The sequence below is a fragment of the Arthrobacter ruber genome, assembly GCF_002954225.1.
In the GTDB taxonomy this organism is placed as follows: domain Bacteria; phylum Actinomycetota; class Actinomycetes; order Actinomycetales; family Micrococcaceae; genus Arthrobacter_D; species Arthrobacter_D ruber.
Genome location: NZ_PPTH01000017.1, coordinates 505,207 through 519,116, shown reverse-complemented (window position 1 = coordinate 519,116; position 13,910 = coordinate 505,207). Strand labels below are relative to the sequence as shown.

Here is a 13,910-nt window from a genome sequence, read left to right as displayed (position 1 = left end):
GCCTGCCTCCACTCCCGGGTATTTGGGCGCCGCCCGCCCTTCGTGAAACACTAGCGGCGGAAGGTTGTCCGAGCGGCCGAAGGAGCTGGTCTTGAAAACCAGTGGGCGGTCACCCCGTCTCAAGGGTTCGAATCCCTTACCTTCCGCTTCCAGGGAGGCCCCGCACCGCGGGGCCTCCCTTCCTGCTTCCGGCTGACCCGCTCCCCCGCCCGTGGTGCCCCGCGCCGTCCGTGCGGTACTGTCCCGAGGAGCAACAGCCGCGCCACGCTCACCGTGGCCGACGACAGGGTCTCGATGCGCACTGGGCACCACAGCAGGATCCGGCGGGTGATCTCCGCCGCGGCGGCGACGGGCGCACTCGCCCTGGTGGCGGGCTGCACCGCCTTCCCGCCTACCGGCCCCGACCGGAACGCCGACGGTGCCGTGACCGCCGAGGCCCGCACGGACGCCTTCTCCATCGAGGTGGGCGACTGCATCGACGACCCCGGTACGGAGAAGACCTCCGACATCACGGTGCTGCCATGCGGTGAGCCGCACGTCTTCGAGGCGTTCGCCCGTACCGAGATGCCCGGCGGGGACTACCCAGGGGTGCCTGCCGCCAGCACCGCCGCCGGCGATTTCTGCGCCCAGGAGTTCGCCGCGTACGTCGGACTCGAGTACGACGCCTCGGTCCTGGAACTGCTCTACTTCTATCCCGTCGAGGAGAGCTGGAACGCGGCGGACGACCGCGAGATCCTCTGCTTCGTCGCGGACCAGGGCGAGGAATCCGTGACCGGAACGCTCCGAAACGCCCGTCGATAATGCGGGTCGTCCACGAATAACGGTCAGGAGTCCCGGATCTTCCGGAACCACTGGTGTTTTGGTTACCCAATGTTAATGATGATCTGGTTGGCTTCTCCCCGGGGATGGAATGTCACCTGCGTCACATACGGTGCTCATGCCAACGCGCCCACCCATCGACGGGTCGGCGGGCTTCACTCACGGCCGCTCGACGGCCATCGTCAAGGAGAAGAAAGAACGAATGATCAATTCGTCATGGAAGGGAGCGCTCGGTGCGGCGCTGTCGGTAGGGCTGCTCGCCTCGCCGATGATCGCACTACCGGCCGCCGCGGTGGAGACACCACCGGCGACGGCGTCCGTCACAGGAGACGGCGTCATCATCAACGAGGCTTTCATCTCGGGCGGTTCGGCAGGGACCCCCTTCACCAACAAGTACGTGGAGCTCTACAACCCCACCGATGCGCCGGTCAGCCTGGACGGCTGGTCACTGCAGTACCGGGCGCCGGGTTCGACGTCCGCGCCGACCCCGACCGCGCTCCGCGGGACCATCCCGGCCAAGGGCTACTTCCTGATCCAGGGCGGTAGCAACGGCACCGCCGGATCCGCGCTGCCCACCCCGGACCTCGCCACGGGCTTCAACCCGGGTGCCGGGGGCGGCGTGATCGTGCTGTCCAGCCAGTCCGCCAGCGTCGGCGCGCTGCCCGTCGGCAGCATCGTCGGCACGCCTGCCGTCGTGGACGCCCTGGGCTATGGCACCGCCAACGCGTTCGAGGGCACTGTAGCCACCACCCCCGGCGCCGGAAGCACGAAGTCCGCCAACCGCACGGACTTCGCCGACACCGATGACAACGGTGCGGACTTCAGCCTGCAGGACACGACGCCGACGAACGCCACGGCGACGCCCGGCGGGCCCACGCCGACCCCCACACCGACGCCGACCCCGCCGGCTCCGACGCCGGGGGTGGTCGTCCCCATCCGCGACATCCAGGGAACGGGCGCGGCGACGCCGCTGTCCGGCCAGACGGTCACCACGCGGGGCAAGGTCACGGCGGCCTACCCCACGGGCGGCTTCGCGGGCTTCTACCTCCAGACCCCGGGGAGCTCGGCGGCAGCCGACCAGACCGCCTCGGACGCCATCTTCGTCTACTCCCCCGACACGGTCGCATCCGTGGCCGTGGGCGACTACGTGGAGGTCACCGGTACCGCCGGTGAGTTCTTCAACCTGACGCAGCTCACCGTCGCCGCCGGTGGCACCACGAAGCTCACCGAGGCAGCCGAGGAGCCCAAGGCCTCCGCGATCGCACTGCCCGCCACGGAGGCCGCCCGTGAAGCGACCGAGGGCATGCTCTTCCAGCCCTCCGGCGCCTTCACCGTCGCCGACAACTACGCCCTGAACCAGTACGGCGAGGTCACCCTGGCCGCCGGGACCGGGCGTCTCCTCCAGCCGACCGACGTCGCCCGCCCCGGCACCGCCGAGAACGCCGCGGTCATCGCCGACAACGCGGCCCGCACCATCCGCCTGGACGACGGCGCGTCGACCAATTTCGCCTCGCAGCCCAACCGCGGCAAGGTTCTCCCGTACCTCACGCCGTCCCAGCCCGTCCGGGTCGGTTACAGCGCGGCGTTCACCTCCCCGGTGGTCCTCGACTACCGCAACAGCACCTGGAAGTTCCAGCCGCTCGCCGAACTCAACGGCGCGAACCCGGCGGGCGTGCAGCCCGTGCAGTTCGCCGGCGAGCGTCCCGCAGCCCCCGAAGAGGTCGGCGGAAACCTCAAGATCGCGTCCTTCAACGTGCTGAACTACTTCCCCACCACCGGTGAGGACCTCGTCGGCTGCAGGTACTTCACGGACCGCGCGGGCAACCCGATCACCGTCGACGGTGGCTGCGACTCCCGCGGTGCCGCGAACAAGGAGAACTTCGAGCGCCAGGAAGCAAAGATCGTGGCCGCGATCAACGGCCTCGACGCCGACGTCGTCACCCTCATGGAGGTCGAGAACTCCGTCCGCTTCGGCAAGGACCGCGACGCCGCACTCGCCACCCTCGTCGAGGCGCTGAACGAGAAGGCTCCCGGCACCTGGGACTACGTCCGCTCCCCCGCGGCCGTCCCGGCTCCCGCCGACGAGGACTTCATCCGCACCGCCCTGATCTACAAGAAGGCCGTGGCCGAGCCCGTGGGCGAGTCCGTGATCCTCAACGACAAGGTGGCGTTCTCCAACGCCCGCAAGCCCCTCGCACAGGCGTTCAAGCCGGTGGGCGGCACGGAGTCGGAGACCTTCCTCGCGATCGTCAACCACTTCAAGTCCAAGGGTTCCGGTCCCAGCTCGGGCGGCAACGCCGATACGGGCGACGGCCAGGGCGCCTGGAACGCCGCGCGCGTCACGCAGGCCCAGGCCCTCGTAGCCTTCGCCGACTCCCTGAAAGCGACGGCGAAGACCGACAAGGTCTTCCTGACCGGCGACTTCAACTCGTACACGCACGAGGACCCCATGGAGGTCATGTACGAGGCCGGGTACGTCAACCAGGGCGAGAAGGACGGCGACTACTCGTACGTCTTCTCCGGCCTGAGCGGCTCGCTCGACCACATCCTGGCCTCGCCTGCGGCGGACGCCACCGTGACCGGCGTGGACACGTGGAACATCAACTCCGTCGAGTCGGTGGCCTTCGAGTACAGCCGCTACAACAACAACGTCACCGACTACTACGCGGCGGACCAGTACCGCGCCAGCGACCACGACCCCGTGATCGTGGGCCTCGACCTGATGCCCGCCGACACGACCGCGGAACTCAACCTGCTCAACATCAACGACTTCCACGGCCGGATCGACGCCAACACGGTGCGTTTCGCCGGGACCGTCGAGAAGCTGCGGGCCGAGTTCGGCGAGGACAGGACAGCGTTCCTGTCCGCCGGCGACAACATCGGCGCGTCCCTCTTCGCGTCCTCGCTGCAGGACGACAAGCCGACCCTGGACGTCCTCGACGCCCTGGGCCTCCAGGCCTCCGCCGTGGGCAACCACGAGTTCGACAAGGGCCTCACGGACCTGACCGGTCGCGTCGCGGACGAGGCGGACTTCCCGTACCTCGGCGCCAACGTCTACACCAAGGGCACCACCGAGCCCGCGCTCGAGGAGTACTCCATCATCGAGGTCGACGGCGTCGACGTCGCCGTGATCGGCGTCGTCACCGAGGAGACGGCGACGCTCGTCAGCCCCGGTGGCATCGCGAACGTCGACTTCGGCGATCCCGTCGACGCCGTCAACCGCGTCGCGAAGGAGATCGAGGACCAGGACCTCGCCGACGTCATCGTCGCCGAGTACCACGAGGGCGCCGGCGACGGCGTCGTCGAGAAGTCCACGATCGAGCAGGAGGTCGCCGCGGGTGGCACGTTCGCGCGCATCGTCACCGAGACCACGCCCCTCGTGGACGCGATCTTCACCGGCCACACGCACAAGCAGTACGCGTGGGACGCCCCCGTCCCGGGTGCCGCAGGCAAGACCCGGCCGATCCTCCAGACCGGGTCCTACGGCGAGTTCGTCGGCCAGATCACACTGACCGTCGACACCGCCACCGGCGACGTCGCGTCCTACACGGCACGCAACGTCGCCCGCACCACGGACGCCGACGCCACCCTGGTCAGCACCTTCCCGCGGGTCGCCCAGGTCAAGACCATCGTCGATGCGGCGCTCGCGCAGGCGGCGGTCATCGGCAACCAGCCGGTCGGGTCGGTCACGCAGGACATCACCACGGCCTTCATCGGCACAGCGCGTGATGACCGCGCCTCGGAGTCGACGCTGGGCAACCTCGTGGCCGACTCCCTGCGCACCAGCCTCTCCTCCGCGGAGCGCGGCGGAGCCCAGATCGGCGTCGTCAACCCGGGCGGGCTCCGCAACGAGCTCTACTACGGTCCCGACGGCGTCATCACCTTCGCCGAGGCCAACGCGGTGCTGCCCTTCGTGAACGATCTCTGGACCACCACCCTGACCGGTGCGCAGTTCAAGGCCGTCCTCGAGCAGCAGTGGCAGCCCGAGGGCAGCTCACGGTCCTTCCTGGCCCTCGGCCTCTCGGACAACGTGAGCGTCACCTACGATCCCGCCCTCGCGCGGGGTTCGAGGATCACCTCCGTCATGATCGATGGCGCACCGCTGGATCCGGCGAAGGACTACCGGATCGGCACGTTCAGCTTCCTGGCCCAGGGTGGCGACAACTTCACGGCGTTCCGTGAGGGCTCCGACACCCGCGAGTCGGGTCTCGTGGACCGCGACGCGTGGATCGACTACATCCGGGCCAACAGCCCGCTGTCGCCGTCGTTCGACCGCCGCAGCGTCCAGGTGCAGGGTGCTCCGACCGCGGTGAAGGCCGGCGCAGCCGTCTCCTTCACGGTGTCGAAGCTGGACCTCACCTCGCTCGGCAGCCCGGCGAACACCTCGCTGGCCGTGAGCTTCGTGGCCGCGGACGGCACCGCCACGCAGCTCGGGTCCGTCCCGGTCTCGGGCGGCAGCGCGACGGTGGACCTCACCGTCCCGGCAACCGCGAGCGGACAGGGGCGGATCGTCCTGACGGCCGCTCCGAGCGGCACGACGGTGACCCTGCCGGTCACCGTGGAAGCGGCACCGGTACCGGAGACGCCCGTCGAGCCGGAGAAGCCCGTGAAGCCCGTGAAGCCCGAGAAGCCGGTCAAGCCCGTCAAGCCCGTCAAGCCGGGTAAGCCGGGCTGCACCGAGCCGACTCCTCCGGCCGAGGGCGCGAACAACGGCAGCTGGGTGAGCTACCGTGCTCACCTCGCGAACTACGAGCGCTGCATCAGCCGCTAGGTAGCCCGGTCCCGGGAGCGCCCGGGCGCGCCCGGAACCAACGACAGGAGGGACCTCCACCGAGCGGTGGGGGTCCCTCCTGTCGTTGGCGCACCCGGCCTCCGACGCCATCGCACGCGCTTCATCCCTGCTGCGGCCGTGCGTCCCGGTGCGTCCCGGTGCGTCCTGGTAGGTCCTGGTGCGTCCGGCCCTGTCCTGCCGGCCGACGCCGGCCCGTCGGGTCAGGAGCCGGACGGGCGCGCCGCGTGCTCGAGGATCGCGCCGGCGATGGCATCGGCGTCGAGCAGTGTCCTGCTGCCGGCATCCAGGGGCGCGCCGGCCTCGGCGGCGATGGCCGTCCCCCACTGCACCGACGCGAGCTGGAGGCCGATCACGAACAGGGCGTCGTGTGCCTTGCCCGTCCGGTCGACGGCGCGGTAGGGCGGCGCCGTGACATCCAGCCCTGCGGACGTCACGGGCACGCCGTCCTCGCCCATGAGGGTCCGGGGCCTGACGGTGCCGTCCTCCAGGAGGGTGCGCATCAGCGGGGACAGGTTCGTGGTCACCCGGTTCGCGGGAGTCATGGCCTCCACGAGGTAGCGCGCGGTGAAGGTCTCGCCCTGCACCCACGGCGAGGTGGCCCGGAAGATCTCCTCGTCCGGGTCGAAGCCGAAGCTCGGATTCGGTCCCACGAACCGGACGATCCCCGCCCGCACGAGCGCCGCGAGCTGGGCGATCCGCACCGGCGGCGGACCGCTGGCGAGGCCTTCGACGAGCGGCTCGAACCAGCCGCGGAGCTCGGTGTTCCAGGACGAGTCGGAGATCCCGCCGTCGGCCACGGCCTGCTTGATGACGGACCTCCCGGCGTTCATGGCGCCGATCGCCATCTTCAGCGGGTCGTCCTCACCCTCCGCGGAACCAGCGGCGTCGGCATCGAGATAGGCGAGGACGGCCGCTGCGAATTCCCCACCGTCGGCGAAACGTCGCCGGGCGAAAGGCTGGCCGAGGGCTTCGACGTCCAGCCGGAGGTCGGCGGGGATCGCACGTGCGACGGCGTCCCCCGCCGCGGCTTCCCAGGCGGGCCCCTCCGTCCCCAGCGCGGCGTCCAGTTCGGCGAGGAAGTCCGCAGGCGACGCAGCGAGGGCGTGGCCCGTAGTGCGGCAAAGGGTCGCGTAGTAGGCCCAGAGCACGTCACGGTGCAGCAGCGGCCAGAGGTCGTGGTCGAAGCCGGGCTGGACACCGGTCTGCCGGAAGGCAAGGACCCGGGCCGACGTGCAGAAGCGCAGGGTGACGCCGCGTGGGATGTACGCGTCGAGGGACGCCTTAGCGCGGTAGGGCACACCCCGCCGGGAGGCCGCGACGAGCCGGGGCTCCCGGCCGGAGGGCTCATACGCGAGCCGCCCGTCCTCGGCCGGGAGGAACCGCCCGCCGCGGCCCTCGGTCAGCTGGATCATGGCGTCGAAGAAGTTGAGGCCGAGTCCGCGGACCAGGACGGTCTTGCGCGCAGGGAGGCGGTCCCAGGCGACGTCGGCGGGGACGGAGGGCGGCCAGTACTGCAGTCCGTGGCGTGCCGCAGCGTCCTGCAGCCTCCCCTGCTCGGGGGTGAGGGTCGCCGCGAGATGTCCCAGTGCCAGGACGACGTCGTCGGCCGGGAGCTCCGTGCCGTCGTCGAGGAGGATGCTCCACCGGCGGTCGGGGTCGTCGACCCGTTCGAGCCCTACCGCCTCCTTGCGGTGGTGGACGACGGCGACGCCGGGCGGCGCCTGCCGCACGACCTCCGCGAAGGTCCAGGCGAGGTACCGGCCGTAGAGCGCCCTGCTCGGGAAGTCCCGTGAGGTGAGCCGCGCGCATTCGGTGACGTCGTCGTGGCCCAGCCCGCTGATCCGCCCGTCGTTCACGCGCGTCCGCCAGGCGTCGAAGGAGAGGCCCGCGGGCGAGGCTGCGACGCCCGCGGCGGTCTCCCCGACGGGGACGACCGTGGGGTAGAGGCAGGGCGTGTTCATGAGGAAGAGCCGCGACTGGCCCGTCTGCCAGACGTGGCCCGGGCCCGGTTCGAAGAGCTCGATCACGTGGATGGACAGGCCCGGCGCCCCGGCACCGAGGGTCCGGTAGCGGGCGATCAGCCGCTCGACCACGGAGGTGCCGCGGGGTCCGCCTCCGATGACGGCCACGCGCCTCGCCTCCTGGTTCTCCACGCGTCAAGCCTATCCAACCAGGCTCCGGGTCCCTGCCGCCCTCGGGCATCCCGTGATGGCTGTGCCTTCGGCGCCCTGCATAGGATGGGCGGATGACGCACCCCACGGAGACCACCGCGACCGCGGACGACCCCTTCCTCTGGCTCGAGGACATCTACGCGGAGAAGGGCCTCGAGTGGGTCCGCGCCGAGAACGCGCTGACCGAGGACGCCCTCCTGACGCCGGGTTTCGAAGCACGGGAGCGCGGCATCCTCGAGGTGCTCGACTCCACGGACCGCATCCCCATGGTGGGCAAGCACGGCGACTTCTACTACAACTTCTGGCGTGACGCCGAGCACCGTCAGGGCATCTGGCGCCGCACGACCTGGGACAGCTACGCCTCCGACGCCCCGGCCTGGGAACTGCTGCTCGACGTCGACGCGCTGAGCGCCGCCGAAGGCACGGAGTGGGTCTGGGGCGGGGCCCTCTTCCTCCGCCCGGCCGAGGGCGCACCGCACGAGCGGGTCCTCGTGGTCCTCTCCCCGGACGGCGGCGACGCGGCGCGCTACCGCGAGTTCAGCCTTGCCACCCTCGACTTCGTGGACGGCGGCTTCGACATACCTACGGCGAAGAGCCGCATCGGCTGGGCCGGCCCCGATGCCCTCCACGTCGGCACCGACTTCGGTCCCGGCTCGATGACGTCGAGCTCCTACCCACGCACCGTGCGGACCCTGCGGCGCGGGGGCGATCTCGCGTCCGCCGAGCAGTACTTCGAGGTGGACGTGGACCACATGATGGCGCTCGTGGCGCACGACTCCACGCCGGGGTTCGAGCGCGACATCGCCGTCGACACCATCGACTTCTACACGCGTCGCACCTACCTCCGACAGGACGGCGGGTGGCACCTGATCGAGGTGCCCGAGGACGCCAGTATCTCGCTGCACCGGGAGTGGCTGATCGTCCGGCCGCGCACGGACTGGACCACGGAGGGGACCACGTACCGGGCGGGATCCCTGCTGGTCATCGGCCTCGAATCCTTCCTCGCCGGCGGGCGCTCCTTCACCACCGTCTTCTCCCCCGATCCGTCGACGTCCCTCCAGTCCTGGAGCTGGACCCGCGACTACCTGCTGCTGAACCTGCTGCGCGACGTGTCCTCCGAGATCCGCATCCTCGATCCGGGCAAGGACTGGAGTGCGGAACTGCTCGACGCCTGCCCGCCGCTCCACTCCGTGGACGCCTACGCGGTCGACGACGAGGACGACGCCGCCGGCAACGACTACTGGCTCATCGCCACCGGTTTCCTGACGCCGTCGACGCTCCACCGCGGCACGATCGGTGGCGAGCACACGTCCGTCAAGTCCTCGCCGTCCTACTTCGACGAGGACCGTTTCACCGTGGAGCAGCACTTCGCGGTCTCGGACGACGGCACGCGCGTGCCCTACTTCCAGCTCGCACCGAAGGACCTGGTGCTCGACGGCGGCAACCCCACCCTGCTCTCCGGGTACGGCGGGTTCGAGCACTCCATGACGCCCGCCTACAGCGGCGTGATCGGGCGCGGATGGCTCGAGCGGACCACGGAGGACGGCCGGCAGGGGGTCTACGTGCTGGCCAACATCCGAGGCGGCGGCGAGTACGGGCCTCAGTGGCACCACGCGGCCCTCCACGCCAACCGCCACCGCGCCTACGAGGACTTCGCGGCCATCGCCGAGGACCTGATGCAGCGCGGCGTCACATCGCCGGCGCTCCTGGGCTGCACAGGCCGGAGCAACGGCGGCCTGCTCGTGGGCAACATGCTGACCACGTACCCGCACCTGTTCGGCGCCATCTCGTGCGGGGTGCCCCTGCTCGACATGCGCAGGTACACGAAGCTCTCGGCCGGGTACTCGTGGATCGCCGAGTACGGCGACCCGGACAAACCCGAGGAATGGGAGTACGTGCAGACCTTCTCGCCGTACCACCTGCTCCGTGACGACGTCGCCTACCCGAAGACGCTTCTCTGGACGGCGACCAGCGATGACCGGGTGGGCCCGGTGCAGGCCCGCAAGATGGCCGCGAAGATGAAGGACCTCGGCATCGGTGACGTCTGGTTCCACGAGGCGCTCGAGGGCGGGCATGCCGGTGCGGCGGACAACCGGCAGGCCGCCAGGATGCACGCGATGAGCTTCGAGTTCCTCTGGCGGGCGCTCACCGGGTCGCTCTGACCCCACGGCCTGCGAGCGGCCGCACGGCAACGCGGGGAGGCGGGCCGGTGCGGTTTTGCTCTTGCCGTCCCCTTCTGGGTAACCTTGGGAGGCTAGAGATAGCCGATGGAGACGTGCCAGAGCGGCCGAATGGGCTTCACTGCTAATGAAGTGTGGGCCTAAAGCCTACCGGGGGTTCAAATCCCCCCGTCTCCGCGCGAAGGCCCCCGTGAAAACGGGGGCCTTTCTGTTGGCCTTTCCAAGCGCCGGCGGAACCTTCCCATCCGCCCGGCAGCCGCTCAGGGGCCACGCTGTCCAGGCCGGCCGAAGAACCGGCCGCCGCTACGCCTTCAGCGCCAGCGCGAACGGCAGGACGCCCGAGGCGCCGGCCAGACGGAGCGCCCGTCCTGCCTCCGTGATGGTCCAGCGGCTGTCCGCGAAGTCGTCGACGAGCAGCACCGGCCCGGGGTTCGCCGCGAACCAGGCGGCCCCTCCCTCGGGAACGGCGAAGTGGTCCCACACGGATGCCAGCCGGAACGCACTGTTGCCTCCCGGCTGGCCCTGCGGGAAGCCGTGCGGGGTGGCCAGCTGCCCGAGATACGGGATGCGCCCCACCTGGGCGAGCGCCTGGGCGAGGGACCCGATGAGCTCCGGGCGCCGCCGGGAGGGAACGCTCACCACGGCGACCGGGCGCTCGTCCCAGCCCCACTGCGCCAGCACGCGGACCACGGCCTCGACGACGGCCGGATCCAGCGGGGCGTCCGGCGTCGAGTCCGCCATGAGCTCGCGCAGCCTGTTGCCCCACCCGAGGTCGGTGAGGCGTGCGAGCGCCCGGCCCGGCAGGCTGACCTCGCCCGGCTTCAGCTTCCCCTTCAAAGGCACGCCCAGCTTGTCCATGCCGGAGGGCCACTGGCCCCGCGGCTCGAGCTCCACCCCGACCCGGCTCAGGGCCTGGCTGGCGGAATCGGACGCCTCGTGCGCCACCTCGTCCGAGTACCAGGGGCCGGCGCAGTTGTCGCAGCGTCCGCAGGGAGTGGCCGCAGGGTCATCGAGGGACTTCGAGAGGAACTCCATGCGGCAGCCGGCAGTGTTCTCGTAGTCGAGCATGGCCTTCTGCTCCACCACGCGGGCCTCACTGATGCGCCGGTACCGCTCGGCGTCGTAGGTCCACGGCGTCCCCGTGCTCTCCCAGCCACCGGTCACCTTGCGGACGGCGCCGTCCACGTCGAGCACCTTCAGGAGCAGTTCCAGGGGTGAGCGCTTCAGATTGACCCGTGTCTCGAGGGCCGGCGTGGACAGGACGACGCCGGGCTCCAGGGCGTCCAGCACACGGAGGGCGGCGTCCTGCGAGGGCATGGACGCCGTGGCGAAGTACTCCCAGATGTCGCGGTCCTCGGCACCGGGCAGCAGCAGGACGTCGGCGTTCGGCGTCCCGCGACCGGCGCGCCCCACCTGCTGGTAGTACGCGACAGGCGAGGACGGAGCCCCGAGGTGCACCACGAAGCCGAGGTCGGGCTTGTCGAAGCCCATCCCGAGAGCACTCGTGGCGACGAGCGCCTTGACCTCGTTGTTCTTCAGGGCGGCCTCCGCGGCCTCACGGTCGGCCGGATCGGTGCGGCCCGTGTAGGCGCGGACGGCGTGCCCGTTCTCCCGCAGGAGGCGGGCGGTGTCCTCCGCCGCGGACACGGTCAGGGCGTAGATGATGCCGCTGCCCGGGAGGTCGGACAGGTGCGTGAGGAGCCAGGCGAGGCGCGAGCGGGGGCTCGGCAGGCGCAGTACCCCGAGCCGCAGGGACTTCCGCGCCAGCTCGCCGCGCAGGGTGAAGACGTCGGTGCCTCCTGCGCCGAGCTGCTCCTCGACGTCCTTCACCACGCGGGAGTTCGCCGTGGCCGTGGTGGCCAGCACGGGTACGCCCTGCGGGAGGCCCAGGATCAGTTCGCGCAGGCGCCGGTAGTCGGGCCGGAAGTCGTGGCCCCAGTCGGAGATGCAGTGGGCCTCGTCGATCACGAGCAGACCGGTCCTCCGCATAAGCTCCGGCAGGTACAGCTGCCGGAAGGACGGGTTGTTCAGGCGTTCAGGCGAGACGAGGAGGACGTCCACCTCGTTGGCCTTCAGCTTCGCCTCGATGTCCTGCCACTCGGTCTGGTTCGCCGAGTTGATGGCCTCGGCCCGCACGCCGGCGCGGGCGGCAGCGGCCACCTGGTCCCGCATGAGCGCGAGCAGGGGCGAGACGATCAGCGTGGGCCCGGCCCCGCGGGCGCGCAGGAGCAGGCTCGCCACGAAGTAGACGGCGGACTTCCCCCACCCGGTCCTCTGGACCACGAGCGCGCGCCGGCCGCCCTCGACGAGGGCCTCGATGGCCTCGAACTGCCCCTCGTGGAACTGCGCATCCTGTGACCCGACGAGGGTGTGCAGGATCTCGGTTGCTTGGTCGTTCAGCGTGGCGGTCGGCGACATCTCCCCAGTATCCCAGCCGCCTCCCCCAGTCGGAGCGGGAGGATCCGCCATGTGCGCAACCGGCACCAGGGTCCCACCGATACACTTCCAAGCGTGAATAGAACCTTCGATCTCTCAGCATCCTTCAAGGCCTACGACGTCCGCGGCATCGTCGGCGAGACGATCACGGTGGACTCGGTCCGCGCGGTAGGGGCGGCCTTCGTGGACTCCCTGGACCTCGCGGGCGAGACCATCCTCGTCGGCGGTGACATGCGTCCGTCGTCCCCCGAGTTCTCGAAGGCGTTCTCCGAGGGTGCCACGCTGCGTGGTGCGAACGTGACGTTCCTCGACCTCATCTCCACCGACGAGCTGTACTACGCGAGCGGCACCCTGGACGCGGCCGGCGTGACCTTCACCGCCAGCCACAACCCCGCCCAGTACAACGGCATGAAGATGACCCGTCCGGGAGCCGTCCCCGTGTCCTCCGAGACCGGCCTCAAGGACGTCCAGGAGCGGGCCGAGCGCTACCTCGCGGACGGCACCATCCCCGCCGCCGACGTCCAGGGCACCACCGGTGTCCGCGACATCCTCGACGAGTACTCGCGGTTCCTCCGCTCGCAGGTGGACCTCTCGTCGTCGCGCCCGCTGAAGATCGTCGTCGATGCCGGCAACGGCATGGCAGGCCTGACCACCCCCGCCGTCCTCGGCGACCGGATCCTCCCCGCCCTGCCGTTCGACATCGTGCCCCTCTACTTCGAGCTCGACGGCTCGTTCCCCAATCACCCGGCCAACCCGCTGGAGCCGGAGAACCTGCTCGACCTGCAGGCCGCCGTCGTCCAGCACGGCGCGGACATCGGGATAGCGTTCGACGGCGACGCCGACCGCTGCTTCATCATCGACGAGAAGGGCGAGCCCGTCTCGCCCAGCGCCATCACCGCGATGGTCGCCCGCCGCGAGATCGCCCGCGCCCAGGCCGCCGGTGAGGCCGAGCCGGTCATCATCCACAACCTCATCACCTCCCGCGCGGTACCCGAACTGATCCGTCACGACGGCGGCCGCCCGGTCCGCACCCGCGTGGGCCACTCCTTCATCAAGGCCGTCATGGCCGAGGAGGGTGCGGTGTTCGGTGGCGAGCACTCGGCGCACTACTACTTCCGCGACTTCTGGAACGCCGATACCGGCATGCTCGCGGCCATGCACGTCCTCGCCGCACTCGGTGAGCAGGACGGTCCGCTGTCGGATCTCGGGCGCGAGTACGAGCCCTACTTCTCCTCGGGCGAGGTCAACTCGAAGGTGGCGGACGTCCATGCGTCGATCGCCCGGGCACGCACCGAGTTCGAGCAGGAGGGTGTCGTGGTCGACGACCTGGACGGCCTCACGTTCACCCCGGAGCACGGCAACTGGTGGTTCAACCTCCGCCCCTCGAACACCGAGCCGTACCTGCGGCTCAACGCGGAGGCCGTGGACCCGCAGACGCTCGAGGACCTCGTGCAGCGCGTCCTCGCCGTCATCCGTGACTGACGCGGAGCACTGCGAGCACGACAGAGGCCC

Annotated in this window: 6 protein-coding genes and 2 tRNA genes; 6 read left to right on the top strand and 2 right to left on the bottom strand. The window is 70.3% G+C overall.

The window, feature by feature from the left end; all coding sequences use genetic code 11:
* Positions 1-58: 58 nt before the first annotated feature.
* The 3 genes from CI785_RS13475 (at position 59) to CI785_RS13465 (ending at position 5,590) form a co-directional block, all read left to right on the top strand.
* A tRNA-Ser gene (locus CI785_RS13475) sits at positions 59-146 on the top strand.
* Between the two features lie 181 nt (positions 147-327).
* On the top strand, positions 328-801 hold the full coding sequence (locus CI785_RS13470; protein WP_157940273.1) for a septum formation family protein: 474 nt from the start codon (positions 328-330) through the stop codon (positions 799-801).
* A gap of 220 nt (positions 802-1,021) precedes the next feature.
* Positions 1,022-5,590: an ExeM/NucH family extracellular endonuclease gene (locus tag CI785_RS13465; RefSeq protein ID WP_105032570.1), complete on the top strand. Its 4,569-nt coding sequence runs from the start codon at positions 1,022-1,024 to the stop codon at positions 5,588-5,590.
* A 221-nt stretch (positions 5,591-5,811) separates the two neighbouring features.
* Here CI785_RS13465 and CI785_RS13460 read toward each other — a convergent pair whose 3' ends face one another.
* Positions 5,812-7,764 carry an FAD/NAD(P)-binding protein gene (locus CI785_RS13460; RefSeq protein ID WP_105032569.1) on the bottom strand — a complete coding sequence of 651 codons (1,953 nt, stop codon included), beginning with the start codon at positions 7,762-7,764 and terminating at the stop codon, positions 5,812-5,814.
* 92 nt (positions 7,765-7,856) lie between these two features.
* Here CI785_RS13460 and CI785_RS13455 point away from each other — a divergent pair, with 92 nt between their 5' ends.
* On the top strand, positions 7,857-9,944 hold the full coding sequence (locus tag CI785_RS13455; RefSeq protein WP_105032568.1) for a prolyl oligopeptidase family serine peptidase: 2,088 nt from the start codon (positions 7,857-7,859) through the stop codon (positions 9,942-9,944).
* Between the two features lie 107 nt (positions 9,945-10,051).
* Positions 10,052-10,139, top strand: a tRNA-Ser gene (locus tag CI785_RS13450).
* A gap of 126 nt (positions 10,140-10,265) precedes the next feature.
* Here CI785_RS13450 and CI785_RS13445 read toward each other — a convergent pair.
* The gene (locus tag CI785_RS13445) at positions 10,266-12,380 is read right to left on the bottom strand and encodes a RecQ family ATP-dependent DNA helicase (protein ID WP_105032567.1); all 2,115 of its coding nucleotides are present in this window, start codon (positions 12,378-12,380) and stop codon (positions 10,266-10,268) included.
* Between the two features lie 93 nt (positions 12,381-12,473).
* On the opposite strand from CI785_RS13445, the gene CI785_RS13440 reads away from it, so the two are divergent.
* Entirely contained in the window at positions 12,474-13,880 is a 1,407-nt protein-coding gene (locus CI785_RS13440) for a phosphomannomutase/phosphoglucomutase (protein WP_105032700.1), read from the top strand.
* Positions 13,881-13,910 lie beyond the last annotated feature (30 nt).

Excerpts from the sequence above, each read along its gene's own strand:
- CI785_RS13465 (WP_105032570.1), top strand. The coding sequence starts at position 1,022 with ATGATCAATTCGTCATGGAAGGGAGCGCTCGGTGCGGCGCTGTCGGTA.
- CI785_RS13455 (WP_105032568.1), top strand. The coding sequence starts at position 7,857 with ATGACGCACCCCACGGAGACCACCGCGACCGCGGACGACCCCTTCCTC.
- CI785_RS13445 (WP_105032567.1), bottom strand. The coding sequence starts at position 12,380 with ATGTCGCCGACCGCCACGCTGAACGACCAAGCAACCGAGATCCTGCAC.